General features: G+C 45.5%; 19 protein-coding genes. 14 read left to right on the forward strand and 5 right to left on the reverse strand.

Annotation, left to right across the window (positions count from 1 at the left end):
* Nucleotides 1-43: 43 nt before the first annotated feature.
* From mfd to uvrA, 3 genes are read left to right on the forward strand one after another with little or no spacing between them, the layout of a single operon-like run.
* Entirely contained in the window at nt 44-3,565 is a 3,522-nt protein-coding gene (gene mfd / locus N2317_01890; GenBank protein MCX7816249.1) for a transcription-repair coupling factor, read from the forward strand.
* Between the two features lie 15 nt (nt 3,566-3,580).
* A complete protein-coding gene (locus N2317_01895; protein ID MCX7816250.1) occupies nt 3,581-4,549 on the forward strand; it encodes a SurA N-terminal domain-containing protein in 969 nt (322 codons plus the stop codon).
* The gene (gene uvrA / locus N2317_01900; GenBank protein MCX7816251.1) at nt 4,546-7,362 is read left to right on the forward strand and encodes an excinuclease ABC subunit UvrA; all 2,817 of its coding nucleotides are present in this window, start codon (nt 4,546-4,548) and stop codon (nt 7,360-7,362) included. The genes N2317_01895 and uvrA overlap by 4 nt, the downstream gene beginning before the upstream one ends.
* On the opposite strand, the gene N2317_01905 is transcribed toward uvrA, so the two are convergent.
* From N2317_01905 to N2317_01925, 5 genes are read right to left on the reverse strand one after another with little or no spacing between them, the layout of a single operon-like run.
* Entirely contained in the window at nt 7,318-8,355 is a 1,038-nt protein-coding gene (locus N2317_01905) for an NUDIX hydrolase (GenBank protein MCX7816252.1), read from the reverse strand. The two genes, uvrA and N2317_01905, sit on opposite strands and share 45 nt — an antisense overlap.
* Complete coding sequence (locus N2317_01910) at nt 8,352-9,197, reverse strand: class I SAM-dependent methyltransferase (GenBank protein ID MCX7816253.1); 846 nt, start codon at nt 9,195-9,197, stop codon at nt 8,352-8,354. Before N2317_01910 ends, N2317_01905 begins: the two co-directional genes overlap by 4 nt.
* Nucleotides 9,198-9,252: 55 nt before the next feature.
* Nucleotides 9,253-10,014, reverse strand: a complete 762-nt coding sequence (hisF, locus tag N2317_01915; GenBank protein ID MCX7816254.1) for an imidazole glycerol phosphate synthase subunit HisF — start codon at nt 10,012-10,014, stop codon at nt 9,253-9,255.
* A gap of 22 nt (nt 10,015-10,036) precedes the next feature.
* A complete protein-coding gene (locus N2317_01920; protein MCX7816255.1) occupies nt 10,037-10,864 on the reverse strand; it encodes a phosphoribosylformylglycinamidine synthase subunit PurQ in 828 nt (275 codons plus the stop codon).
* Nucleotides 10,865-10,867: 3 nt separating this feature from the next.
* Nucleotides 10,868-13,846, reverse strand: coding sequence for an AIR synthase-related protein (locus N2317_01925; GenBank protein ID MCX7816256.1), 2,979 nt, complete (start codon nt 13,844-13,846; stop codon nt 10,868-10,870).
* A 100-nt stretch (nt 13,847-13,946) separates the two neighbouring features.
* Here N2317_01925 and N2317_01930 point away from each other — a divergent pair, with 100 nt between their 5' ends.
* The 11 genes from N2317_01930 to mutS all read left to right on the forward strand — a co-directional run bounded on the left by N2317_01930 (nt 13,947) and on the right by mutS (nt 26,929).
* Nucleotides 13,947-15,098, forward strand: a complete 1,152-nt coding sequence (locus N2317_01930) for a radical SAM protein (protein ID MCX7816257.1) — start codon at nt 13,947-13,949, stop codon at nt 15,096-15,098.
* 18 nt (nt 15,099-15,116) lie between these two features.
* Complete coding sequence (gene hemB, locus N2317_01935) at nt 15,117-16,091, forward strand: porphobilinogen synthase (protein MCX7816258.1); 975 nt, start codon at nt 15,117-15,119, stop codon at nt 16,089-16,091.
* On the forward strand, nt 16,088-17,152 hold the full coding sequence (ahbD, locus tag N2317_01940; protein ID MCX7816259.1) for a heme b synthase: 1,065 nt from the start codon (nt 16,088-16,090) through the stop codon (nt 17,150-17,152). The genes hemB and ahbD overlap by 4 nt, the downstream gene beginning before the upstream one ends.
* Nucleotides 17,153-17,164: 12 nt before the next feature.
* Nucleotides 17,165-17,647, forward strand: a complete 483-nt coding sequence (locus N2317_01945; GenBank protein MCX7816260.1) for an Lrp/AsnC family transcriptional regulator — start codon at nt 17,165-17,167, stop codon at nt 17,645-17,647.
* Nucleotides 17,634-20,288: a DNA polymerase I gene (gene polA / locus N2317_01950; GenBank protein MCX7816261.1), complete on the forward strand. Its 2,655-nt coding sequence runs from the start codon at nt 17,634-17,636 to the stop codon at nt 20,286-20,288. The genes N2317_01945 and polA overlap by 14 nt, the downstream gene beginning before the upstream one ends.
* Nucleotides 20,272-21,945, forward strand: coding sequence for a L,D-transpeptidase family protein (locus tag N2317_01955; protein MCX7816262.1), 1,674 nt, complete (start codon nt 20,272-20,274; stop codon nt 21,943-21,945). Before polA ends, N2317_01955 begins: the two co-directional genes overlap by 17 nt.
* Nucleotides 21,946-21,995: 50 nt before the next feature.
* The gene (mtgA, locus tag N2317_01960; GenBank protein MCX7816263.1) at nt 21,996-22,865 is read left to right on the forward strand and encodes a monofunctional biosynthetic peptidoglycan transglycosylase; all 870 of its coding nucleotides are present in this window, start codon (nt 21,996-21,998) and stop codon (nt 22,863-22,865) included.
* Between the two features lie 83 nt (nt 22,866-22,948).
* Nucleotides 22,949-23,680 (forward strand): hemopexin repeat-containing protein, encoded by a 732-nt coding sequence (locus N2317_01965; protein MCX7816264.1) that lies wholly within the window; start codon nt 22,949-22,951, stop codon nt 23,678-23,680.
* 12 nt (nt 23,681-23,692) lie between these two features.
* On the forward strand, nt 23,693-23,854 hold the full coding sequence (locus N2317_01970; protein ID MCX7816265.1) for a rubredoxin: 162 nt from the start codon (nt 23,693-23,695) through the stop codon (nt 23,852-23,854).
* Nucleotides 23,855-23,933: 79 nt separating this feature from the next.
* Entirely contained in the window at nt 23,934-24,311 is a 378-nt protein-coding gene (locus tag N2317_01975; GenBank protein MCX7816266.1) for a phage holin family protein, read from the forward strand.
* Complete coding sequence (gene mutS / locus N2317_01980; GenBank protein ID MCX7816267.1) at nt 24,311-26,929, forward strand: DNA mismatch repair protein MutS; 2,619 nt, start codon at nt 24,311-24,313, stop codon at nt 26,927-26,929. The genes N2317_01975 and mutS overlap by 1 nt, the downstream gene beginning before the upstream one ends.
* Nucleotides 26,930-26,965 lie beyond the last annotated feature (36 nt).

Genomic DNA, 26,965 nt, shown 5'->3' on the forward strand with positions numbered 1-26,965 from the left:
ATTCGCATTTCATGTGAAACTCATCCATTGTTATAGGGACTTTATGGCAATCGAAGAGATACTGGAGCGTCTGCGATCAGGGGAAAGGGAACTCCATATCGGTGAGATAGCGGGAGTAGGAAAGGCGTTTCTTGTTTCATTTCTCGTCCGTGAGCTTGAAGAGAGAATTTTAGTGGTATGTCCCACGGAAAAAGATGCTCAGTTAATGTGCATGGATCTAAAGTTCTTTTTACCAGGGGAATCCGTTTTTTTATTTCCTTCCCTGGATCTAATCTCAAGCGATCCTTTCCTGTACGATCGCCAAAGTGAGATCAAAAGAATTTTTGTTCTCAATTCCCTATTGGAAGGTAGTTCTCGGATAGTTGTCACCTCTATGCAGGCGTTGATACAGAGAACATTGCCCCGTCGAGTTTTTGAGTTATACCGAAGAAAACTCTCGCTTGGAGATATCATCGAAAGAGATGAATTAGTGAAAACGCTCATGGCTGGTGGATACACAAGAAATACCCTCGTTTCTTCAGAAGGTGAGTTTAGCGTCAGAGGGTACGTTGTAGATTTCCAGCTACCTGGGTCAGAAAATGGAATTAGACTGGAATTCGTTGGAGATGAGATTGAATCAATGAGGGTTTTTGACCCGGTGACACAGAGATCTGTGGAGGAAAAAGAAGGGGTTGTGCTTATTCCCGCGAAAGAAATGGTTTTTTCGGATAATAGTAAAGAAATTGCCATCCACAACTTTCGCAGAAGGTCGGAGATTCTGGGTGTCCAAAAGCGTATACGTGATTCATTGATGGAAAGACTTGCTACCTCTTTTTTTGAAATTAATCCTATGTACCATCCCCTGTTTTATAGAGACCCCGATGAAATGGGGGACCTTTTTTCATATCTGCCCCCAGGTACCATTCTTGTCGTGGACGATCCGTGGATGATTAAGAGAAACCTGGAGAAGCTTAAGGACGAATGGGAACGGCAACGTGAAAGTGCCCAAACGGAAGAGAGGTTTTTCCTAGATTGGGAGGCGCTCTTTTTAAGTGACAGAAAAATAGAAGTGGAGCTCACCTCATTTTCGCGTTTGTATCTAGAGAGTTTGGTAATAGGTACGGAGACGGAAGGAAACCCCGTTTTCTCTTGCTCAACTGAGCTTGGGTTAAACAAGGCTTCAACAAATGTGGAAGGTGGACCGCTAGTCCATCTCATAGAAAAGATAAAAATGTGGTTGGAGATGGGAATGCGGGTGATTTTTGTATGTGGTGGTGCTGACTCGGTACAACGGTCGATTCATCTGTTGAAGAATTATGGTCTTTCCCCTCAGGAGATGAAGAGGGATAACCGCTTTGTAGCAAATCTTTGTGGGGTGGGGAGAAGGGGTTTGGTGGAGATCTGTGAGGGACAAATAAACCGAAGCACCATAATCAAGGACATGGGCCTTGTTTTCATCTATGAGGATGATGTCTTTGGTAGAAAGTTGAGGAGACGGAGGATTTATAGATCTCCTCGAGAGGCTTTTTTCCTAAGATCTTTTTCGGAGTTGAAAGAGGGAGATTATGTTGTTCACAGAGATCATGGTATTGGTATCTTCAGGGGGCTGAAGAGAATAAAGGTTGAAGAAATAGAAAACGATTTTCTCCTCATTGAATATGCGGAGGGTGATAAGTTGTTTATCCCCGTGGACCGATTGGAGGCCATTCAGAGGTATATAGGTCCGGATGGTCATGTGCCACGTGTGGACCGCCTCGGGGGTAGCAATTGGGAAAGCGTGAAGGAACGTGTTAAGAGGTCTATTAGAGAAGTCGCTGAAGAGTTGGTGACTATATATGCTGCAAGGGAAGCTCTGGAGAGGGAGCCGTATGCTTCACCTGATAGCCTTGATGAGGAGTTCGCAGCGCTTTTTCCATATGAGGAAACACCCGATCAAGCAAAGGCCATAGAGGATGTTTATGTAGACATGGAGTCAACAAAACCAATGGATCGCCTAGTTTGTGGTGACGCCGGATTTGGAAAGACAGAAGTGGCAATTAGAGCTGCGTTTAGAGCCGTTATGAGCGCACGGCAGGTAGCGGTACTTGTTCCCACCACTGTCCTTGCTGAACAGCATTACGTGACGTTCAAAGAGCGATTCCGGAATTACCCTGTGAGGATTGAGGTGCTAAACAGGCTTAGGTCTAAGTCTGAACAGAGAAAAATTATTGACGATCTAAAAAAGGGATTAGTCGATGTTGTTATTGGAACTCATCGTCTGCTGCAAAAAGATATTCAATTTCGTAATTTGGGTCTTGTTATCATAGATGAAGAACAGCGTTTTGGAGTGGCTCACAAAGAAAAATTTAAGAGGTTGAGAACCCTTGTAGACGTTCTGACCTTAACGGCCACACCCATTCCCAGGACTCTTCATCTTTCACTGGTAGGAATCAGGGATCTCTCGGTGATCAACACAGCACCGGAGGGTCGTCAGCCCGTAAAGACATACGTTGTAGAGTTTGACGATCACGTGATCAGAGAGGCTATTCGACGGGAGCTCGACCGAGGCGGGCAGGTGTTTCTGCTGCACGACAGAGTCCGATCAATAGTACCAATGGCCCGTTACGTGCAGCGTCTCGTACCTGAGGCCAAAGTAGGCGTCGTGCATGGGCAAATGAAACCCGCGGATATCGAGAGTGAGATGGTGAAGTTTATCCACAGAGAGAGGGATGTGCTTGTCTGTACCACAATTATCGCTTCTGGTTTGGATATTCCAACGGCCAACACAATAATAGTTAACAGAGCTGATCGTTTCGGGCTTTCCCAGTTGTACCAGATAAGGGGTCGAGTGGGACGGTCTAGGGAAGAGGCTTATGCATACCTCGTTGTGCCCAAGGGGATTTCTCTTTCCACAGATGCTGCGAAGAGATTGAAGATTTTAATGGAGTTTTCTGAACCTGGTTCTGGATTCAGGATCGCTGCTAGTGATTTGGAGTTGAGAGGTGCTGGAGATCTACTTGGTTTGGCTCAGTCTGGGCATGTATCGGCTGTGGGTTACGAGTTATACACTGAACTTATGGAGAAGGCTCTTAAGGAGTTGAGGGGTTTGTCCCAGCCGGAAGAAGAATTCCGGCCCGAGATTCACATTGGGGTATCCGCTTTTATTCCTTCGGATTACGTGGAGGACGAGAGACAACGTCTTTCAATGTACAAGAGGATCTCTATGGCACAATCGGAGGCGGAAATCGAAGAGTTAAAGCGGGAAATGTTGGATTGCTTCGGGTGTATACCGGAGGAGGTGGAAAACCTGTTAAACGTGATTCGCATTCGCAACGAACTTATGAAGATAGGGGGGAAGAGATTGGTGTGCAATAGAAACCAGCTCACTATTACTCTTTCCTCAAATAGCCCTATTGAACCAAAAAGGTTGATGTCTCTGGCGAGGGATGAGCTGAAAGGATTGCGTCTCAGCCCAGATTATGCGTTGACGGTTCCTATCGGATATGTCGAAGGGCGCAACGTGTGCGAGAAGGTATTTTCGGTGCTAAGATTGGTGAATGTTCGTGCTAAAGTGTTCCAACGTCAAAAGGAGGGGTTAGTTGTTTGATATGGGGTGAAGAGGATGAGAAACTTAATCGGAATAATAACGATGCTTATTTTTGTTTTTTTTGTATCCACTCAGGATGTTAAGGCTGTGATAGTGGATCGCATTGTGGCAATAGTGAACAATGAAGTGATTACACTTTCGGAGCTGAACGCTGCTTTTGAGCCGTACCTAAAGAACATAGATCAAAGTTTGCGTGGTACAGAGAGGGAAAAGTTAGTCGATGAGGGGAAAAAGGCCGTGCTAAATCAGATGATCAACACAAAGCTCATTGAGCAGGAGGCGAAAAAGTCGGGTATTACCGTAAAAGATGAAGAGGTGATGGGTGCTATTCGAGAAACACTTAAGCGAAAGAACATTTCTCTTGAGGAATTTGTTGTGATGCTCGAGCGCGAAGGTGAAACCCTGGACGGGTATAAAAAGGAGATTTACAACCAAATATTGCGACAGCGACTGATAGGACGGGAGATACGTGCGAAAGCAGTAGTTAGCGAAGAGGAAATAGGGGAGTATTATCGGGTTCATCGGGAGGATTACGAGGGCAAAGAAGCAGTAAGAGTAAAGAAGATCTTTTTGCCCGCTCCAGCAGAAGGGGAAACAAGGGAGGATATAAAACGGCAGATTTACGATATTTACCAGAAGATTCTTGCGGGTGAATCATTTGAGGTGTTTGCGAGCAAGTACGCTCTCTCACCGGAATTAGCCGCATCCGGAGGAGATATAGGTTTTGTGGAGAGGGGAACAATGATTCCTGAGCTGGAAAAAGAGGTCTTTTCCCTCCGGGTGAATGAGGTGAGTAGAGTGATAGAACTTTCGCACGGGTTTTACATCCTAAAAGTGATTGACAAACGGGGAGCAGGTTTAAAACCTTTTCAAGAGGTGAGGAACGAGATCATTCAAAAGATTGAGGAGATGAAGACTAACCAGTTAATTGAAAAATGGTTGAATGAGTTGAGGAAAAAGTCTTACGTTGAGATTCGCTTGTGAATGTCATAAGGATCAGAGGAGCATCTCAGCATAATCTGAAATCGATAAGTTTGGATATACCCCGCGATCGCCTTGTGGTTATTACAGGCGTAAGCGGTTCGGGAAAGTCATCCCTTGCATTCGATACCATCTACGCCGAGGGGCAGCGTCGTTACGTGGAATCTCTTTCGGCTTATGCGCGGCAGTTTATCGGTCAGATGGATAAACCCGAGGTGGAATCTATCGAGGGCCTTTCTCCCGCCATTGCCATTGAGCAGAGAAGTGCGGGACAGAATCCTCGATCAACGGTGGGTACTGTAACAGAGATCTACGATTATTTACGTCTGCTCTTCGCCAGAATTGGGAAGCCCCACTGTCCCCAGTGCGGAAAAGAGATAAAATCCCAGACAGTCGATGCTATGCTGGAGATTATTCTAGCTATGCCTGAGGGGGTAAGGATAAATGTTCTTTCACCCGTGATAAGGGGTAAAAAGGGGGAATTTCAAAAAGAATTCAAAAAGTTTCTGCGCGATGGTTTTGTCCGTGTCAGAGTGGATGGTTTGATGCGTGACCTTACTGAAGATATTGTTTTGGATAAGAATAAAAGACACGATGTTGATGTTGTGGTGGATCGTTTGATTATCAGAAAGGGAGTGCGCCAGAGATTGAGAGATGCGCTGGAGATGGCGACGAAGCTCGCTGATGGTTTGGTTAAAGTAGAAGTCCAGGGTGGTGAAGAGATGTTTTTTAGTGAACGCTTCGCCTGCCCCGATTGTGGAATTAGTATGCCGGATTTGGCCCCACGACTTTTTTCTTTTAACAGCCCTTACGGTGCTTGTCCTGAGTGTGGTGGTTTAGGAACAAAAATGTTTTTCGATGAGAATCTCGTTGTTCCCGATCCAAGTCTTTCGCTCAGAGAAGGAGCTGTGCTTCCCTGGGCGGGTAAAACATCCCTCTATTTTTTCAACATGCTTGATGCTCTCGCTGAACACTATGGTTTTGACATAAATACCCCGTTTGCCGAACTGCCTCAACATGTGCAGAGGGTTATCCTTTACGGATCTGGGGATGAGGAGATTCGTTTCCGCTTCGACCGTGACGGTCGGAGGATTTTCTACACCCGTTCCTTTGAAGGTGTGATTAAAACACTCGAACGCCGGTACAATGAAACAACTTCCAGCGCTGTGAGAGCGGAGCTTTCCCGATACATAAACTTTAGAGAATGTCCACTTTGCAAAGGATCACGTTTGAGAAAGGAGAGTCTCGGTGTCACCATCGGCGGATTAAACATTTACGATGTTTGTCGTCTTTCCATAAGAGAGGCGGTTTCTTTTTTCGAGGAACTCTCGCTGACACCTCAGGAAAGGATTATCTCGGAGAGGATTCTTAAGGAGATAAAATCTCGCCTTCAGTTCTTAGTGGATGTAGGTATGGATTATCTTAGTCTGGACAGGCAATCCTCCACTCTTTCAGGAGGGGAAAATCAGCGCATCCGCCTTGCAACACAGATCGGATCAGGGCTCATGGGAGTTCTTTACGTGCTTGATGAACCCACTGTTGGACTACATCAGAGGGATACGCAGAGACTCATTAGGACCTTGAAGCGACTGCGCGATTTAGGAAATACTGTTATCGTTGTAGAACACGATGCCGATGTTATCCGTTCGTCAGATTGGATAATTGACATGGGACCGGGTGCCGGTGAATACGGTGGAAGGGTTGTGTTTCAGGGAACACCTGAGGAGATATGTAATGACAATGAGTCGCTTACAGGTCAGTACCTTTCTTCAAAACGTGTCATTCCTATACCGGAGAAACGGCGCAAACCAGGATCCCGGTGGATAATCATAGAAGGGGCCCATGAACATAATTTGAAAAACATTGATATACGTATACCTGTTGGTTTGTTTACAGTGGTTACAGGGGTTTCAGGTTCGGGAAAGAGTACCATGGTTGTTGATACCCTCTACCGTGCTTGCACTCATAAGTTGTACCATCGCCGTGGAGGGATCGGCAAAGTTAGGCGGATTGTTGATCTGGGCGGTGTAGAGAGGGTGATTCTAATAGATCAGCAACCTATCGGAAGAACACCTAGATCAAATCCTGCAACCTACACCGGGGTTTTTACGCCCATCAGGGAGCTTTTCGCTTCGTTGCCAGAATCAAAGGTCAGAGGTTATCTCCCCGGCCGCTTCAGTTTTAACGTCAAGGGTGGACGGTGTGAAGCCTGCGAGGGTAACGGTGTCATAATCATAGAGATGCATTTTTTACCTGATCTCTATGTTACATGTGATGTTTGTAAAGGAAAGAGATTCAATCTCGATACATTGGAGATAAAATACCGAGAGAAAAACATTGCCGATATTCTTGAAATGACGGTAAGTCAAGCTCTTGAATTTTTTGAGAATATCCCCGTTATACGAAATCGCCTAGAACTCCTCGCCGATGTTGGGTTGGGTTATATAAAATTGGGACAGTCGGCCACCACACTTTCAGGGGGTGAAGCTCAGCGGATAAAATTGTCGCGGGAGCTGGGGAAAAGATCGAATAGCAACACGCTTTACATCCTTGATGAACCCACGATTGGTTTGCATTTCGCTGATGTAGAGCGTCTTTTGGATGTCCTTATGCGTCTTGTAGATATGGGTAATACCGTCGTGGTTATAGAGCACAATCTTGATGTTATAAAATGTGCGGATTACATAGTCGACCTTGGCCCTGAAGGTGGGGATGATGGGGGCTGGATAGTAGCCGAAGGTTTGCCTGAAGATGTTGCCAAAAATGAATGTTCATGGACGGGAAAATTTCTGGCACCTATTCTCTTCAACACTTAGTTCGTAACCTCTGGCTGTATAGTAGGAAGCTTTGTCAAAGAAGATAACGATTCGTCTATCCAGTTCCAATGTGGCATAGATGTCCTGGGTTTTCTCCCACATTCCCTGGGAGAGAGCGAACTCCCAGATATGTTTTTTGACCAGACTGAGAGCACTCAGAACGTGGCTCAAAGCCACTCCTTGGAATCTGCATTCCCTTCCCCATTTGGTGAAGTAGCTCCTTACATCCTCATCCCCGTAAGATCCACCAAGCCAGCGCCCGAATTGTGAGAGTATTCTGTCCATTTCGGCAAAAAGGAAGGACTGGTCGAATTTCCTGTAGCCAACCGTTGATGGATTAGTGAGTATGTCCTTAAGCCATCTCCTCGAGATAATTTCAGCATTGTGCTCTATGACTTCCACAAGATTGTCAGATAGGAGTTTCCTCCCTATGGAAGTGACTTCATTTTCCTTAATGACATCTTTGAAGGACTCCACGATAGCCCAGTATTCTTCTTTTTCCCGTTTGAAACGTTCCACCGCTGCCCTGTTGGCATAAAAAGGTATAGATGGGAGTCTTGTGATGGGAAAGTAGCGTGCCTCCAGGGTGTCACTACCCCCACGGAGTTCTCCCCCTGTTTCCTCAACCTCAAAAGTGACGAAGAGAAGATCACCGTAGTAGCTACTTTTTGTGGATCTTATGTCAACTATACCCAAGATATGGCCTTCAAGTCCCGTTTCTTCCCTGAGTTCCCTTAAGGTGGCCTCTTCTATGCTCTCTCCTGCCTCAACGAAGCCGGTGGGTAAACACCACCTTCTGGGATATGGATGGCGGGCCCTTTTTACGAGGAGAATCTCCCTTTTCCTCGCTACGATTGCTGATACTACGGGAAGGGGGTTATCGTAGAAGAACCTGTTACAGGACAAACAATAATCTCTAATTATCCCATCCTCTTCTTTTTTTGTTAACGCTTCCCCGCAGATGGTACAGTATTTCCTCTTATTATTTTTCATTTTTGACACCTTGAGATGGGTTCAGATGAGATGAAAATACGATCATCCTTAGTTATTGTTATTATCCTTTTCTTGCGGGTTTGTAGGTGGACCCAGTTTATAAGCTCATTTAAAATCTGTGTTTCTTCGAGTTCTGCGTTGCTTATAAAGAAGGGTGCTTTGAACCGTATGTACTCCACCAGTTCCTCCGCATCCTCCCCAGTGAAGATGAGTTTGTTTCTGAAGTTTTTCACAGTGGTTCTTCTAAAAAATGGTTTCAGGCATTTAAGACCATTTTCTGCACAGAAACGGCCTATAACCTCTTCTAAAGGTAGCAGTTGGTTTTGCGACGAGGTACCTTTTCTTCTGAGTACCTTCTTTATTACCTCTGCGAGCTCGGAGGTGTTATTACGAAAATGGGTAATAGCTACAAGTAACCCCTTTTTATTGAGTATACGAGATAGTTGATAAATGGCGTCCGGGAAGTAATAGAGGGCATAAGAGCAGAGAATAAGGTCGAATGTGGATTCGGGTAGAGACGCCAAAATGCTTACCCCACCTCCGTAAAAGTCGCCTCTAACACCAACTCTTGCACACGTTTCCAGGAAAGGTTCCTTGTAGGAGGGTATGATATCCACCCCCAATACCTGGGCGTCTGGAGGGATCCGATCTTTTAAGGCTTCAGTGAAAGTTCCTGAGGCACAGCCGAGATCAATGATTCTTTTGAACGATGATAGATCTAGCCCTTCTAGGGCGTAGCTATGAATACTGCGGGGATTAGTGGAATGTTTTCTTATTAGTTCCCCGATTCTCTTGTGGGTGTTGATGTCTTCGAACGTTCGAATCAACTCTGTATCATACATGAAATAAAGTTAACCATGGGTAAAAAGTTTACTTATCTCAAGACCCCCTCTGAACTCAGTTTACATTTAATCCCTTTTCTCTCAAGTAGGTTTTTACCTCAGGGATGCTCAACAACCGAAAGTGGAATACAGAAGCAGCAAGGAGGATCTCTGCCCGACCTTCAGTAATGGCTTCGTAGAAGTGTTCAAGTTTTCCAGCCCCACCGGAGGCGACAACGGGTATCGAAACGACGGATGTAATAGCCTTTAAAAGAGGGATATCGTAACCATTCATCGTCCCATCGCCGTCCATGCTTGTGGGTAGTATGATTCCCGCACCACGATCCACACATTCTTTTGCCCATAATACCGCATCTTTTCCTGTAGGTCTGGTTCCCCCAGCGACCACAAGTTCAAATCCCGAAGGCATAAGGGCATTCCGTCTTGCGTCGATGGCGATCGTGATTTTCTCTGAGCCGAAGCGCCGTGCTGCTTCGTCTATGAGTGAAGGGTTTGCTATGGCTGCGCTGTTTACAGAAACCCTCGCTGCCCCCTCTGATAGAATCAGTTCCATATCCTCAATGCTGCTTATACCTCCACCAACTGTTAATGGGATGTGGATCACCTTAGCTACCTGGCGGACCCATTGGAGGCGCGTTTTTCTGTTTTCTAACGTGGCGGCTATGTCCAGCATAGCCAGCTCATCGGCCCCCTGTTCTTCGTAGAAAAGGGCATTCTCCACCGGATCACCCGCGTCGCGAATGTCAGTAAAATGAACACCTTTGACCACTCTTCCATCCTTCATGTCCAAACAGGGCATTATTCTTATGATTTTCATAGTAAAGCCATATCTCCTTCGTTTATACTAAATTTTTTCTCACAAAATCGTGGGCGTTCTTGAATATCAAAAGCCCCATTCCTTCTTCAGGTAGTTGTTCTCTAGTCCACCGGGGATGATTCGTAAAATGCAGATACGCTTCTGGATGAGGCATCAAGCCGAGTATCCGGCCTGTAGGGTCGCATATACCGGCGATTCCATCTACAGACCCGTTTGGATTTTCTGGATACGCCATTGTAAAGTCTCTGTACATCCGGTCACTGTACTGTAGCACGACTAAATTGCTTTCGTGGAGCTTTGTGCGTATGGAATCGTCACCGGTTACGAATTTTCCTTCACCGTGTCTAACTGGTAGGTACATACCCTTGGATCCCCGTGTAAATACACATGGACTATTCGGGTTTACCTTCAAGTAGACCCAGCGGTCCTCGAAGCGTCCGGAGTCGTTGAACGTTAGCGTGCACGATTGTATTCCGTAGCTGCCCCCAAGACCGGGCAGTAAGCCGAGTTTAATTAGAAGCTGGAATCCGTTACACACGCCAAGTATTAGTTTTCCATCAAAGATGAAACGGAGAAACTGGTCAAATAACCTTTCCCCTGATCCCTTAACACGGGCGTGAAGAATTCTGTTTGCACAGGCTTTGGCTGATCCTAAATCGTCTCCGTCTAGGAATCCACCAGGAAGATTAAGGAAGTGATAATCGTCTATCTTTTTCTCACCATGTAACAATTCGCTGAAGTGAACTATATCCACAACATCAAATCCTGCCAAACTGCAGGCATACGCTGTTTCCAGTTCACAATTAATACCGTATCCTGAAAGAACTATCGCTTTCGTTTTCGCCGACATATTTTAAAAATTGAGGGGTTTTTTCCAGGCAGACCTAAGGTCGTCTATGTCCTCATTGACTATAACCTTTCCGTCCAGTCCTCTTATTATCAATCTTCTCTCCTCGGTAACAACACCAATTATTCCCAATGGTAATCCAAAAAATCTCTTCTCCAGTTTTTCTTTCTTATCAGGCGGAACGGTGATTACGAAACGGCTTTGGGATTCGGAAAAAAGAAGCGTGTCGTTACGGGTAACACCTTCCTGTGGGACATTTTCAAGGAAAACCTCCATCCCCAGATTGCCGGCGAAAGCTGTTTCCGCCAGAGCCACAGCTAGTCCTCCGTCAGAGCAATCATGGCATGAGGCAACAAGCCCTTCATGAATAGCGTTGCTCAAAGTTTCGTATATTACTTTTGCCTTTTCAGGTCTTACCTTAGGAACGTTAGCACCAATGAAACCGTTTTGGGCATACCACTCTGACCCCCCCATTTCATTGTAGGTTATGCCTAATACATAGACTATATCTCCTGGATTTTTGGCGTCCATAGTTACAGTTTTTCTCACGTCCTCAATGTATCCTACAACGGAAAAAAGCAGTGTGGGGGGTATGGATATCTTAATGTCTCCGATTATATAGTCATTTTTCATGCTGTCTTTGCCGGAGATGCAGGGAACCCCGTAAACTGTGGTTATGTCGTACAGGGCTTGGTTTGCCCTAACGAGTTGCGCGAGTTTATATTCCGCATCGGGGTTTTTTGCTGAAGGTACAGGGTCACACCAGCAAAAATTGTCTAGGCCTGCCAGGCGCTTGAGCGAACCTCCCACGGCAATGGCGTTGCGAATCGCCTCGTCAATGGCACAGGCAGCCATGTGGTAGGTATCAATATCGCCGTACCTTGGACATATTCCGTTGGCAACAACTACACCCTCAAAGGAGTTCAACAGGGGACGAAGTACCGCCGCATCACTTGGACCGTCATTGAAGGTTCCCACAAGGGGTTTTATCACACTCCCTCCCTGAACCTCGTGGTCATACTGACGAATTACGGATTCTTTACTACATATGTTGAGTCGTGAGAGTAAGTCTTTCAGTGCTTTACCTAGATACTCTGGACAAGAAAACTGAGGTTCTTCCCTTTTTGGTGGTTTCCAGCGGGCCCTGAGTTTCATTTGGGGTACGCCCTCATGGAGAAAATCTAAGTGAAGGAAAGCTACAGTTTTACCATTGTAAAGGACGTGGAACATACCGGTATCGGTGTACCTACCCAAATCAGTGGCCTCAACGTCCATTTTGCGTGCCAGAGACAGGAATTCCTCCAGTTTTTCCGGTGGTACGGCGAGAGTCATCCTCTCTTGGGATTCTGAGAGGAGGATTTCCCACGGATCGAGTCCAGCGTATTTTAAAGGGGCTCTCTCCAAATGGAGTTCACACCCCCCTGATAGACGGGCTGTTTCTCCCACGGAAGAGGAGAGTCCTCCCGCCCCATTGTCTGTTATGCAACGGTATAGTCCTCTGTCCCTAGCCTTCAGCAGAAAATCGGTCATTTTTTTCTGGGTTATGGGATCCCCTATCTGAACGGCCGTAGTTGGTGATCCTTCGTGGAACTCTTCGGAAGAAAAAGTAGCCCCATGGATGCCGTCCTTGCCGATCCTCCCACCGGTCATTACTATTCGATCCCCTGGATTGATCTCCTTAATATGAGATAATTTTCCTGAGATTCTGGCGGGCATTATTCCTCCAGTGCCGCAGTATACGAGGGGTTTTCCTAAATAACGTTCGTCAAATACAATACAGCCGTTTACCGTAGGTATGCCGCTTTTGTTTCCACCATGCTCCACTCCTTCGCGAACCCCTTCGTATATCCTTCGGGGATGCAGCACTCTTGGAGGAAGTGGTTTGTCGTATGTGGGTGGGGCGAAACAAAAAACATCGGTATTGAATATGAGTCTCGCTCCTAGACCAGTTCCGAAAGGATCTCTGTTCACCCCAACTATGCCAGTTAAAGCCCCCCCATAGGGATCGAGAGCTGAAGGTGAATTGTGCGTTTCTACCTTGAAAACTAGATTGTAGTCATCATTGAATTTGATGACACCTGCGTTGTCTACAAATACAGACAGACACCAGTCGTTTTCTCTGAGCCTTTCCCTTATGAGATTTGTTGCACCTTTTATGTAAGTCTCGAAAAGGGAATTTATTTCTAGCACGTTTCCATGTTCGTCCTCGTATGTTATGAAACTGTTGAAGATCTTATGTTTGCAATGCTCCGACCATGTCTGGGCGAGGCACTCGAGCTCTACGTCAGTAATTTTGCTTCCGAGTCCAACCGTGCGTCTCATTTTGAGCACGTCCTCTCGCCTTAAGTAATTACGTATAGCCCTTAATTCTTCGACCGTTAGGGCAAGAACTCTTTCCGTGCTTAAGCGTTCTAAAGTTTCATCGTCAACCTCAAGATCAATTTCCTCTACCCTGGGAGTTTTATCACTTGTTACTCTGGGAATGTATATCTTTACCCCTTTCTCGGGATCCCAGGTTCTTCCCTCCACGATTTCATAACGTTCTATAAGGTCGTTAGCCAGAAGGTCTGAAGCAACTTGTTCAGCATCTTTTCTGCTGAGTGGACCGGATAGCAAGTATTGTCTGGATGTGTATACGTTGAACGGATGATCTGATGGAAGGTCTAAGAGGAGACCTAAAGCTTCTCTCGCCGTTTTCCCTACGTTGTCTGTCACGCCTGGCCGGAAACCAACCTCAATTAGCCAGTCAAATTTCCTTGCCAGAGGTTTATCGATTGAGTATTCTTGTACAATGGGGTCGCATAGAGGACCTGATGCATATAACTCCAACTCCTCAGCTGATAACTCACCATCAATGGTGTAGACATTTATGATACGGACCTCTTCTATGTTGAGACGGAGATGTTCCCGAATTTTTCTTTTGATCTTCTCCGCGAAAGCGTCTTTGATACCTTCTTTGAAAGCTATCTCTATTCGGTGTGGCATAGATGAAGCTTATATGACGCGATAGATTATTGTCAAGGGATAAGGAGAAGGGATACTGATACGATTGACAAATGTTACCGAGTTCATATAGAGATTTTACATGATAAGCATTTCAAAACTGTACTGTGGGGCTGATGAACCAGGGGATGCCATTCGATACGGTAATTCCTCCGCGAGAAGGCCCGTTGTTGTCTGGAACGTTACAAGACGCTGCAATTTGAGATGCATTCACTGCTATTCCAGTTCGAAAGATGTCAATTATTCTAACGAACTTACCACAGTAGAGGCCAAGCAGGTCATTGCAGATCTTTCATCATTTGGGGTTCCTGTTCTTTTATTCTCCGGGGGGGAACCTTTGATGCGCTATGATCTGGAGGAGTTGGTAGATTATGCCGTAAAAGGTGGTTTAAGAGTGGCTATCTCTACCAATGGGACCCTGATAAGCCGCGAGACGGCAGTGACGTTCAAGGCTCTTGGTGTATCCTATGTGGGTATCAGTTTTGACGGGTTAGGAGAGGTTCATGACCGTTTTCGAGGTGTGAGAGGAGCTTTCGACGCTTCTGTTAAGGGGTTAATCAACTGTAGGGATGCAGGTTTGAAAGTGGGGGTGCGGTTTACAGTAACTAGGAGAAATGTGTCCTCTGTGCCGGGTATGTTTGACTTTGTGGTTCGAGAAGGTATATCGCGTTTATGTTTTTATCATCTCGTGTATTCTGGCAGAGCTTCACATCTTATAAAAGAGGATCTTCCTCCAGGTGAGACACGTAAACTTATGGATACTCTTATGGATTGCACGAAGACGCTTTTTGAGAGAGGTGATGGAAAGGAGGTCCTCACCGTGGATAACCATGCCGATGGGCCGTACATTTATCTTAGGCTTCTTAGAGCGGGTTCTGAGAGGGCTAATGAAGTCTTAAAGCTACTTTCGGTAAGTGGGGGCAACAGTTCTGGTCAAGGTATTGGCTGTATTAGTTGGGATGGGGAAGTTTACGCTGATCAATTTTTGAGAACTGTTTCTTTGGGAAATGTACGGGAGAAGCCATTTAGTGAGATATGGTGCAATGGGGGTGACGGTTTGTTGAGAATGCTCAGGGATAGAAAACGTTACCTAAAGGGTAGATGTGCACACTGCCGCTTTTTAGATTTATGTGGTGGAAATTTCCGAGCACGGGCAGAGGCTGTAACAGGAGATATGTGGGCTTCTGATCCCGCGTGTTACCTTACTGATGAAGAAATCGGTTTGAGAGATTAACGTAAAGGAGGGAGGAGTATGGTGTTTCCCGATTACCGCCCCAGGAGGTTGAGGAAAAGTGAGAACTTTCGCAGACTGATAAGAGAAACGAGGCTTTCCGTTGATAATCTTATATATCCTCTATTCGTGGTGCCGGGGAAAGGTGTGCGGAGGCCGGTGAGTTCCATGCCCGGTGTGTTTCAGATGTCGGTGGATGAAATTTTAAAAGAGGTAAAAACTGTAAAGGAGCTTGGAATTCCTGCTGTTCTTCTCTTTGGAGTCCCCGAGGAGAAAGACGAACATGCGACCGGTGCATTCAAAAAGGATGGAATAATTCAGAGGACTGTAAGGGAAATCAAGAATAGAGTTGCAGAAATTATAGTTATATCCGACGTCTGCCTCTGCGAATACACGTCTCATGGGCATTGTGGAATTCTCAATGGTCGGGAAGTGGACAACGATGCGACCTTAGAAGTCCTTACGGAAACGGCTGTTTCCCATGCACAAGCGGGTGCAGATATGGTGGCACCATCTGCGATGATGGATGGGCAGGTGGGGGCTATAAGGGAGGCTCTCGATGAGGCTGGATTCTCATCTGTGCCTATTATGGCTTATTCTGCAAAGTATGCGTCAAGTTTCTATGGTCCTTTCAGAGAGGCAGCGGAGAGTGCCCCCAAATTTGGAGATAGAAAGTCGTACCAAATGGATCCTGCAAATGTAGATGAGGCTATTCGGGAAATTATGCTTGATGTAGAAGAGGGAGCAGATATTGTAATGGTAAAACCAGCATTGGCATATCTTGATGTTATAAGAAGGGTCAAGGAAGAATTTGATTTGCCACTTGCTGCTTATAACGTGAGCGGTGAGTATTCCATGATAAAAGCGGCGGCGCAAATGGGTTGGTTGGATGAATCTCTGATAATGATGGAGGTGTTAACTGCTATTAAAAGGGCAGGGGCGGATATAATAATCACCTATTTTGCAAAGGAGGCAGCTAAACTACTGACTAAATGAAAAGATTTTCAGCCACACTTCGCCTTATCGCATGGGAAGTTACCCGTCGTTGTAACCTCGCATGTATTCACTGCAGGGCAGATGCTAAGTCCGAAGGGGGCGTCGGAGAGTTAACCACCGAGGAGGCAAAAAAGTTTTTATTAGAGGTGTCTAAACTAGGCAGGCCAGTTTTGATACTAACTGGGGGAGAACCACTGTTGCGTGGGGATATCTTTGACCTTGCCGATTACGGTAACTCACTAGGCCTGAAGGTGGTAATGGCGACAAACGGTACCCTTGTTGATCGGTCTGTTGCCCGCGAAATCAAGAAGGTTGGCATACAGAGGGTAAGCGTAAGTTTGGATGGTGCTGATGAGAATAGCCATGACACTGTGAGGGGAATGCGGGGGGCTTTCAATGGAGCTTTGAGGGGCATTCGAATGCTTGTCAGGGAAAATGTGGAATTTCAGATAAACACCACCGTAACGGAAAATAACGTTCATCAGTTAAGGGATATTCATAAGCTTGCTGTTCTTCTCGGTGCTGCTGCTCATCATGTTTTTTTCCTTGTTCCTGTGGGTAGAGGTAAGGGACTAGTTGAGAAGGGACTTAAATCTGAGGAGTATGAAGAGGTCCTCGAAAACTTCTACGAGATAAGCATAAGGAGTTCCATTCCTGTTAAAGCTACGTGTGCTCCCCAGTTTTACAGAATAGCCAGACAGAAATGCGAGAATGTTAAAGGAGTGAATCGAAAAACGGAGGTTAGGGGACTCGCCACTGAAACAAGGGGATGCCTGGCGGGGATTTCATTCTGCTTTGTATCGCACGCCGGACATGTCCAACCCTGCGGTTATCTGGAGATAGATTGCGGTCAGATCAGAGAGGAAGGTTTCACACGCATCTGGGAGAGTTGTGAGGTTTTCGAAAAACTCCGAGATCTAAGCAATCTTAGAGGTAAGTGTGGGAGGTGTGAGTTCAGAGTGGTTTGCGGCGGGTGTAGAGCGCGGGCTTATGAATCCTCGGGAGATTTCCTCGATGAAGAACCTCTGTGTCTTTATGATCCTCATGGATTTGGAAAATAGAGGGGGACGTTGGTGGAGGGCAGGTCATTAAAATTGGATGGTATAGACATAAAACTTCTAAATATGCTTCAAGACGGTCTTCCTCTTGATCTGTGTCCTTTTGATGAGTTTGGGCGTGTATTAAATATACCTGGTGCAGAGGTCATCGCAAGAATTAAAAGAATGTTGGAGGATGGTATCATTAAAAGGACCGGTGCTATTTTTGATCCCAAACAGCTGAACTTCGTGAGTACATTATGTGCCCTCCATGTTTCTGAAAGTGAAGTTTTGCAAATTGCCGCCATTATCAATGAATACCCAAATGTAACGCACAACTACCTCAGGAAGGGAGAGCCCAATCTATGGTTCACTGTTATTGCGCCTTCAGAAAAAGAACTATCTCGAATCCTGGATGAAATAAGGGAGAAGACGGGAAAGTCTGAGATATTTAACTTTCGCGCAGTGGAAACATACAAGATAGAAGCCTGTTTTGAGTTTAAAGATGAAACAGAATGATGGGTCAACACTGTATCTGGTGGATGGGAGCAATTATTTATACAGGGCATTTTATGCCATAGGAGAGTTATCCAGTTCCAAGGGGTTTCCCACAAATGCCGTATTTGGTTTTACCAATATGTTGCTGAAACTTTTGCGGGAAAGAGAACCTCTGTACGTTGGGGTGGTTTTTGATGTTAAAGGACCTACGTTTCGACATGAAACATATGCAGATTACAAAGCCACCCGAAAACCTATTCCGGACGCCCTTATCCCACAGATATCGGTAACGAAGGAAATAATAAAGGCTCTCGGTATAGCGGTGTTGGAAATGCAGGGTCTGGAAGCCGACGATATAATTGGAACATTGGCTAAATCCTGGGCTTCTCAGGGCTTTAATGTTGTCGTTGTTTCCAGCGACAAAGATCTCTTGCAAATTGTTTCAGAGCGAATATGTGTGCTGGACACGATGAGGGACAAGTGTTACGACGCTAAAGCTGTGGAGGAGCGCTTTGGGGTCCCTCCTTGTCTTGTGGCTGATGTCCTCGCCCTTATGGGCGATACAACCGATAACATTCCTGGCGTGCCAGGTATCGGGCAAAAGACAGCGAAGAAGTTGATTTGTGAGTTCGGTTCTCTGGAAAATCTCCTCAAGCGTGTGGACGACGTAAAACCGCCCCGTTTACAGGAGGCAATCATTAAAAATGCCAATCAGGCTAGAATGAGCTATGAGTTGGTGCGTATTCGCACTGACGTTGGGATTGATGTAGGTGTTGAGACAATAAGAAGGACAAAGGAGGATAAGGCAAAACTCCTGGAACTGTTCAGGGAGTTAGAATTCTATTCCCTGCTACCGAAATTGGAGTTTGAAGCTAGTAAGAGCAGGGGACGGTGGATTCGTATAGAGGATCGTCGGATGCTCGAGTTATGTATTGACCACATAAGGGAAAAGGGCATTTGTGTACTTGATACGATTCCCTCGGGTTTACAGCCGGTAGGTGCTCGTATTCTGGGCATGGTGATAGGCATTCCTGAGATGGGTCTTTGGTATTTGCCTTCCACTGTGCTCGACGATGGTGGGTGGTTTTTGTTGCGGGATGTACTCTCCGATGAGAGTATATCTAAGACTGGTCACGATCTTAAGTTTACCCACATACTTTTGAAGTCTTACGGTGGAGAAATAAAAGGTGAAGAATTCGACACTATGATTGCGTCGTATGTTTTGAACCCTTCACGGCGGGGATTCGATCTGGCTGAACTTTCACTTGAATTTATGGGGGTACCTTTTTCAGATACTGAGAAAGAAACGAAGAGGATTTGTTCTACCGGAGTAGAAGGGGATGATCTTGATAGTGCTCTGATCGATAGCACAAGTAGGAAGGTAGAAATAATCTTGCAGCTAAGGACAGTACTGGAAGAGAAGTTAAAACAAAATGGACTGTATGAGCTCTTTCGGGATATCGAGATGCCCTTGGTGAATGTTCTTGCGGATATGGAGTACCACGGGGTTCTCCTTGACGTTGAGCTGCTTACCCGTATGTCTCTAGAGCTTGAAGACTTGCTCAACAGGTCTATGGAGAGAATTTACAGATTGGCTGGAGAGAGATTCAATGTAAATTCCCCTAAACAGCTTCAGAGAATTCTTTTTGATAAACTCGGTTTGCCCCGGGGCAGAAAGACCAAAGGTGGTTATTCAACAGATGTGGAAGTTTTGACTAGTTTGGCTATTAGTTATGAGCTTCCTGCGGAAATTCTCGCTTATAGAAGCCTTATGAAACTGAAGACGACCTATGTGGATGTGTTGCCTCAACTTGTTAATCCCAAGACAGGCAGAATACATACCTCTTACAATCAAGCAGTGACAGCTACCGGTCGGTTATCCAGCAGCAATCCCAATCTGCAAAATATACCGGTGAGAACAGTAGAGGGAAAGAGAATTCGGAGAGCCTTTATTGCTCCAGAAGAGTGGTGGTTGGTTTCGGCGGATTATTCACAAATTGAGCTGAGGATTCTGGCTCACCTCTCTGGGGATAAATCCCTGATACACTCATTTATTTCTGGAGAGGATATCCATACTCGCACCGCATCTAATCTGTTCGGTGTTTTTCCCGAAATGGTGGACGAGAGCATGCGCCGTCAGGCAAAGGTGATAAATTTTGGAATAATTTATGGTATGAGTCCCTTTGGTTTATCGAAGGAACTTCACATATCGAAGGAACAGGCTCAAAGATATATAGATGAGTACTTTTCCAAGTATGAAGGTGTTAAGAGGTACATCGAAGAGACACTTGACCGAGCCAGAAAGTTGGGCTATGTGCAAACCCTTTTTGGAAGAAGAAGATTCCTTCCTGAAATAAATGCAGATAATGCATCAGTCCGTCAGTTCGCTGAGCGAACAGCTATAAACACACCTATTCAAGGTACGGCAGCAGACATCATCAAAATAGCCATGATTCGCATTGCCCGTCGTCTAAAAGAGGAAAACCTTAAGAGCAAGATGATCATGCAGGTGCATGACGAGCTGGTTTTTGAAGTGCCCGAGGCTGAGAAGGATACTATGACAAAATTGGTGAAAGAAGAGATGGAACACGTTGTTAATCTCGAAGTGCCACTTCGTGTTGAAATAGGTTATGGACGGAACTGGGATGAAGCTCATCCGTGAGATGGCTATTCGAAAAGGAATTGTTGCTGCCGGTTTTTTAATTTTAGCTTTTATCCCACCTGTATCTGTAACTGTTCTTCATGCAGCCAGCCTTGAGGAGGCGATAAAAGATAAACTTGAGTTTTGGATACCATCTTTCCGTATTGTAAGAGAAGGTACGCCTTCACTTGAGGACATGCTCAAGGGATTTTACATGTCTAGAAATTTCAGAGCATTGTGGAATGACAGTTCAAGCATAAATTCCCCGCTAAATGAATTTTTAGATTTGATTGCCTCCTCACGGAGGGAGGGTTTAAGACCTGAACATTATAATTTTTTCTTGCTCAAGGAAATGTGGTCTCGTGAGGATCTTACCTTGGAAGAGAAAGCGAGAAGGGAGATTTTCACTACAGAGATGTTTCTGTTGTATGCGTGTGACCTAGCGTGGGGTCGATTCGACCCCAAAAGGGAATTTTTTCAATGGAGTCACCATAGGCGGGCCGTTGATCCTTATGCTGTATTAAGATTGGTTGCCGAAGGAGAAAGTGTAACCAAGGCTATCAGCTCTCTCGATCAGAACCATCCTTCGTATAAGGCTCTTAAGTCGGAGCTTCAAAAATACCGGGAAATTGCGAAGATGGGAGGATGGTCTTCAATTCCTACAAATGTAAATTTGAGGAAGGGCAAAAGAAGTCCTCTGATACACCAGCTCAAGGAGAGGCTGTTGCTCTCAGGGGACCTGAGACCGGAGGATGTGGGGGATGTATATCTTTTCGATGACAAACTGGAGCGGGCTGTCCGCCTTTTCCAGTGGCGTCACGGTATAGCTCCCACCGGTGTTGTATCTGGAGAAACAGTGAAAGAGCTCAATGTTCACGTTAGTGAGCGGATCCGACAGATAGAGATAAACCTGGAACGTTGGCGGTGGTACCCTGACAGTTTTGGAGCGCGATACATTCTAGTCATAATACCTGAATTTTTACTTTACGCTGTAGAGGGTGGAAGAACTGAATTATCGATGAAGGTTGTGGTAGGAACGAAGAAACAACCGTCTCCCGTATTCAGCGATATCATGAAATATGTGGAACTGAACCCAGCCTGGAATATCCCTGTATCTATTGTGGAGAAAGAAGTTATACCGGAGTTACTTAAAGATCCAGATTACCTTCAGAAGAAAAGAATTCGGGTATTTAGCGACTGGAGTCCTAACGCGAGGGAAATTGATCCAAAAACAATCAACTGGAGAAAGATAAATCCCGATTCGTTTCCCTTCAGGATTACCCAGGATCCAGGAGTTAATCCCCTGGGGCACATCAAATTCGTGTTTCCCAATCAATTTGACGTTTACCTCCACGACACAACTCAAAGGAGTCTGTTCCGTTATCCTAAGAGGATGTTCAGTCATGGATGCATCCGAGTGGAAAGACCTTATGACCTTGCCGCATGGGTGTTGAAGAGTAATTCCGGATGGGACAGAACTCGTATCGTAAAAGAAGTAAAAAGAGGGAAGAGGCAAGTAGTGGCCCTAGCGGAAACTGTTCCAGTGCACGTGCTCTACCTTACTGCCTGGGTGGACGGCAATGGTTTTCTCCATTTCCGTGAGGATGTTTACGGTTTGGATGGGACTCATGAGCGTACTCTCGACAGGCTTCGAGGAGCATTTAATCATGGTATGTAAAAAGTGCAATTCGCTAAATTGGAGATCGTTTCAGAGGTTGCTTTCCCTAAATGGTTAAGAGGGCTTTTTTATGGTTTTTGATATTTTTGATACTTGGGTCGTTTTTTGACATCCTGTATTCGGGCTTTGTGCCCGATGTGAACGCTCTGAAGAAGAAAAGCCCTGTTAAGACCTCGTTTATGAGATTTAGAGAGGAGCAATGGCGGAACGAAGGGAAAAATTTAAAAATAAAACAACAGTGGGTTCCTCTTAACCGCATTTCCCCGTATCTAATAAAGGCGGTAATTATTGCTGAGGATGATAAATTTTGGAAGCACGAAGGGTTTGATTTTGCTGCGATACAAATGGCACTCGAAAAGGACATCCGTAAAAAGGCCTTTGTCGCTGGAGGAAGTACGATCAGTCAGCAATTAGCGAAGAACCTGTACCTCACACCTTCAAAGAACCCTATTCGTAAGATTAAGGAGGCCATTTTGACGTGGAGATTGGAAAGGGCTCTCTCCAAAAGGAGGATAATAGAAATTTACTTGAACGTTGTGGAATGGGGTGAAGGTATTTTTGGGGTGGAAATGGCGGCAAGAAACTATTTCGGTAAATCCGCTGCAGAACTAACTCCGTGGGAAAGTGCGAAGCTAGCTGCTGTTCTGCCCAATCCTTTGAAGTATAGTCCAACTAAAGATTCTAGCTTTGTTCTCCGTAGGGCAGAGCGCATTTATGCTATTATGGTTCGTAGGGGAATCGTCATACCGGAGTATGAGGAGACAATCCAGGAAGTGCGGGAAGAAAAGACTGTGGATAGCTACGAGAGTAAGGAAAAAAATGTAGGTGATGGTGAAGAAAGAATGGAAAAGACATCTATTGATAAGGAGAGAAGGGGCTTCGTGCCGTCTTCGCAATCGTTAGGTCAGGAGAGCAAGTGACGGGTTATTTAATTGACTTGCTCATTTTCCAGTGTTAGAAAATTATGAATGTAGGAAGGAGAGGTGAGTTTGATTTTTTGGTTATGAAAAAACTTCTTTTTGTGATGGCCGTTTTCGCTATTTTGCTGTTCATCCCCTTTGAGGAGGCGTCTGTGTGGGGTGAGAGATATGAACCAGAAAGAATGGTGGATGCAGCCGTTAACTGGGGCAACGGTAAGGTTTATTTTTTTAAGGGTGGAAAATACATAAGATACAGTGCACGGCCGGATATGGACGATGAATTATTCGGACCTCGTCCGGATCCCGGTTATCCTAAAGAGGTAAACCATGAGACGTGGCCGGGACTACCATGGAAAGAATTTGACGCTGTTTTGAACTGGGGATCTGGTGTGGCCTGTTTTTTTAAAGGAGGACAGTTTGTGCGTTACAACATGATTGCTGACAGGGCAGAGCCAGATTATCCTTTGCCCATCAATGACAAGACATGGCCGGGGCTCATCTGGGAGGATGGTATTGATGCAGCTGTTAACTGGGGTAATGGGAAGGTGTTTTTTTTCAAACGGGGTGAGTATATACGTTACGATATTAAGACAAACAGGGCCGATCCGGGTTATCCAAAGCCTATTAACTACCTAACGTGGCCTGGACTTGTTTGGACAGATGGTATTGATGATGTGGTTATATGGGGTAACGGGAAAGTTTATTTCTTCCGTGGTGATGAGTACATAAGGTACGATATCAAAGAGGACAGAGTTGACCCAGGTTATCCGAAGAAGATAGACAGCCAGACGTGGCCTGGATTACAGTGGAAGTAGGGGATGCGCTTTATGGATAAGTATGTCTGTAATATTTGCGGGTATATTTACGATCCCCAAAAAGGTGATCAAGAGGGAGAAGTGGATCCCGGTGTTCCTTTTTTAGAATTGCCTGAAATTTGGGTCTGCCCCATTTGTGGATCAGGTAAGGAGGAGTTTTATATAGAATCGTGATTCTGGCTTTTCAAATTGTGCTATCTAAGGCCCCTTGGGTCAGGGGTATTTCTTTGATATGCCAGCGGAAGCATAAGCGATGGGAATTTTTATCCGTTGGTTGATCCTCACTATAGCCATTGTAATTTCCTCATACTTTATCGAGGGGGTTAGGGTTCAGGGTTTCTTATCTGCTTTTTCTGCCGCAGCAGTGCTGGGTGTGATGAATGTTTTTTTGAGACCTATTCTCCTCCTTGTGACTTTACCCATTAATGTTCTAACTTTGGGTGTTTTCACTTTTTTGATCAACGCCCTTCTTCTGAAAATGACTGCTGCGGTTATTCCTGGTTTTGACGTGGAAGGGTTCTGGTCGGCTGTTCTGGGTGCAATGGTCGTCAGTCTGGTTAGTTGGTTGCTTAACTTTACGATTGGTGATTCCGGCAGAGTTGAAATCATCACTTGGAAACGGAGGCAGTAGTGATTGAAGCAGCTGATCTGACCCCTGCAATGCGGCAATATGTGGAGATAAAGTCAAGATATCATGACTGTATTCTTTTCTTTCAGATGGGTGATTTCTATGAGATGTTTTTTGAGGATGCCATCACTGCGTCCAAGATTCTCGATATAACCCTTACCACGAGGAACAAGAATCAGAAGGATGCTATACCTCTTTGCGGTGTGCCCTGCCATGCGGCCAGCGGTTATATCGCACGTCTTGTGGAAAGGGGATTTAAAGTTGCTATCTGCGATCAAGTTGAGGATCCTCGAACGGCGAAGGGTATTGTTAAGAGGGAGGTCGTTCGCGTCGTAACGCCAGGTCTTGTTATTGACGGGGAAGGTCTGGAACCAAAGGAGAACAATTTTATAGCCGCAATTCTGGAGAGAGGTGGCACCTTTGGCTTTGCAGCTTTGGACATATCCACAGGTGAGTTTCTCATAGCGGAATTAGAAGATTTTACAGGTGTAGTGAGTGAGCTCGAACGGATACGATGCCGAGAAGTCGTTCTTGAGGAAAAAAAGGATCTAAAAACCTCATTCTCAAAAGCTCTCACCGAAGGCTACACCGTCAGGATAAATTTTCTTCCACCCCAGTATTTTTCTTTAGAGGCAGCCCGGAGACTTTTGAGACAGACGTTTTCCGATGGTGATGTGGAATCTACTTTTGCAGATAGAGCAGTACTTCTCACTGTGTGTGGTGCGCTTCTTAGGTACTGCGAGGAAAACCAGAAAGACTGTCTCAAACATCTTAAATTACCATTAGAGTATCGTCCTTCGTTCCATATGATCCTGGATGATACGGCCCGGTTAAATCTGGAACTTTTCACGCCACAATCAGGTGGTGAGCCGAAAGGCGCACTTCTCAATGTTCTCGATGAGACGGTCACGGCGATGGGGGGACGCAAGCTGAGATGGTGGATGAATTATCCTCTTGTTGAGCCCGTAAGAATTCGGGAACGTCTTGTTGCAGTAAAGGAGCTCTTTGAGAACCCTGGACTCCGTTATGAGATACGACGGGTTCTGGCGGAGATATATGACCTGGAACGGTTGGGGGCGCGATTAGCAATGGAGATGGCAACAGCTCGGGATCTGAATGCCCTTAAATCATCTATGCGATCCGTCGCCATTATCAAAGAACTTTTGGAGGCATGTTCGTCACCACTAATCTCATCATTAAAAATGTCTCTAGATGATATGCCGGACGTGAGGGATGTGATCGAGAGATCAATTGTTGATGACCCACCCTTGTCGATTAGGGAAGGTGGTATCATTAAAGAAGGATACGATGAGCAGTTGGATAGAGATATAGCTATTTCCCTTAACGCTAAAAAGTGTATTGCAGCCCTTGAGGCCTCTGAGCGGCAGAGGACGGGGATCGGTTCGCTGAAGGTGGGTTACAACAGTGTGTTTGGTTATTATATCGAGATAACAAAGGCTAACCTACACCTCGTTCCGTCTGACTATGTTAGGAAGCAAACGCTGGTTGGGGCGGAACGATATGTGAGTCCGGCGTTAAAAAATTTTGAACAGGATGTGTTAAGCGCTGAAGAAAGGCGTCGTCACAGAGAATATGAGCTCTTTGTAGGAATAAGGGCAAGTATCGCAAAAGAGGTCCGGCGCATTCAGAGAACTGCGGAGGTTATTGCTACTCTTGATGTTTTGTGTTCATTGGCTGAAGTCGCTCAGCAGAGGAATTACTGCTGTCCAGAGGTGGATGATGGTTTCACAATTGAAATAGATGAGGGAAGGCATCCTGTGGTGGAGGCAATGGGTTTTGCAGAACCTTTTGTGCCAAATGACACCTATTTGGATACTGCAGAAAACCGCTTCCTCATAATCACAGGGCCTAATATGGCAGGTAAATCCACTTACATTCGTCAGGTGGCGCTAATTGTTATCATGGCCCAAATGGGAAGTTTTGTTCCCGCTTCCTTTGCCCGCATTGGTGTTGTTGATAGAATCTTTACGCGTATCGGTGCATCTGATCGTCTCTCCAGGGGTGAGAGCACATTTATGGTAGAGATGAAAGAGGTGGCGCGCATACTTAAGCACGCTACGAATAGGAGTTTGATTGTGCTCGACGAAGTGGGACGGGGGACGAGCACCTTCGATGGTTTGAGTATCGCGTGGGCGGTGGCCGAGTACATTCATGATGAGGAACGTTTGAAGTCTCGGACACTGTTCGCGACCCATTACTATCAGTTGACAGAACTTGCGAAAACTCGGGAGGGTATCAAGAATTACCACGTTGCGGTACGAGAATGGGGAGATAAGATAGTTTTCTTGCGGAAGATCACGAGAGGAGGAACGAGTAAGAGTTACGGTATTTATGTGGCAAAAATTGCTGGGGTACCAGACCCCGTTATCCAGCGAGCTAAGGAGATTCTTAGAAACTTGGAGAGAGGAGAGTTCGATTGTGAGGGTAAACCGAAGATAGGTAGGGGAAAGGAAAAGGGCAGTTTGCCCGTTATTAAACAATTGGATCTGTTTGCGGATGAAGATTTGCTGATTAATGAGTTGAAAGAACTCGATGTTATGAATCTTACACCTCTCGAAGCTTTGAACATAATTTACAGATGGAAAGAAATGATACGGTAGTTGAGGATTAAGATTTTGGCGTATATGTAAGTACTA

It is taken from the genome of Syntrophales bacterium (genome assembly GCA_026417625.1).
Taxonomy (GTDB): domain Bacteria; phylum Desulfobacterota; class Syntrophia; order Syntrophales; family UBA8958; genus JAOACW01.

What these genes read in the sequence shown, in the direction of transcription:
- mfd (MCX7816249.1), top strand. Translation starts at nt 44, where the DNA reads ATGGCAATCGAAGAGATACTGGAGCGTCTGCGATCAGGGGAAAGGGAA.
- N2317_01895 (MCX7816250.1), top strand. Translation starts at nt 3,581, where the DNA reads ATGAGAAACTTAATCGGAATAATAACGATGCTTATTTTTGTTTTTTTT.
- N2317_01905 (MCX7816252.1), bottom strand. Translation starts at nt 8,355, where the DNA reads ATGAAAAATAATAAGAGGAAATACTGTACCATCTGCGGGGAAGCGTTA.
- N2317_01910 (MCX7816253.1), bottom strand. Translation starts at nt 9,197, where the DNA reads ATGTATGATACAGAGTTGATTCGAACGTTCGAAGACATCAACACCCAC.
- hisF (MCX7816254.1), bottom strand. Translation starts at nt 10,014, where the DNA reads ATGAAAATCATAAGAATAATGCCCTGTTTGGACATGAAGGATGGAAGA.
- N2317_01920 (MCX7816255.1), bottom strand. Translation starts at nt 10,864, where the DNA reads ATGTCGGCGAAAACGAAAGCGATAGTTCTTTCAGGATACGGTATTAAT.
- N2317_01925 (MCX7816256.1), bottom strand. Translation starts at nt 13,846, where the DNA reads ATGCCACACCGAATAGAGATAGCTTTCAAAGAAGGTATCAAAGACGCT.
- N2317_01930 (MCX7816257.1), top strand. Translation starts at nt 13,947, where the DNA reads ATGATAAGCATTTCAAAACTGTACTGTGGGGCTGATGAACCAGGGGAT.
- hemB (MCX7816258.1), top strand. Translation starts at nt 15,117, where the DNA reads ATGGTGTTTCCCGATTACCGCCCCAGGAGGTTGAGGAAAAGTGAGAAC.
- ahbD (MCX7816259.1), top strand. Translation starts at nt 16,088, where the DNA reads ATGAAAAGATTTTCAGCCACACTTCGCCTTATCGCATGGGAAGTTACC.
- polA (MCX7816261.1), top strand. Translation starts at nt 17,634, where the DNA reads ATGAAACAGAATGATGGGTCAACACTGTATCTGGTGGATGGGAGCAAT.
- N2317_01955 (MCX7816262.1), top strand. Translation starts at nt 20,272, where the DNA reads ATGAAGCTCATCCGTGAGATGGCTATTCGAAAAGGAATTGTTGCTGCC.
- mtgA (MCX7816263.1), top strand. Translation starts at nt 21,996, where the DNA reads ATGGTTAAGAGGGCTTTTTTATGGTTTTTGATATTTTTGATACTTGGG.
- N2317_01965 (MCX7816264.1), top strand. Translation starts at nt 22,949, where the DNA reads ATGAAAAAACTTCTTTTTGTGATGGCCGTTTTCGCTATTTTGCTGTTC.
- N2317_01970 (MCX7816265.1), top strand. Translation starts at nt 23,693, where the DNA reads ATGGATAAGTATGTCTGTAATATTTGCGGGTATATTTACGATCCCCAA.
- N2317_01975 (MCX7816266.1), top strand. Translation starts at nt 23,934, where the DNA reads ATGGGAATTTTTATCCGTTGGTTGATCCTCACTATAGCCATTGTAATT.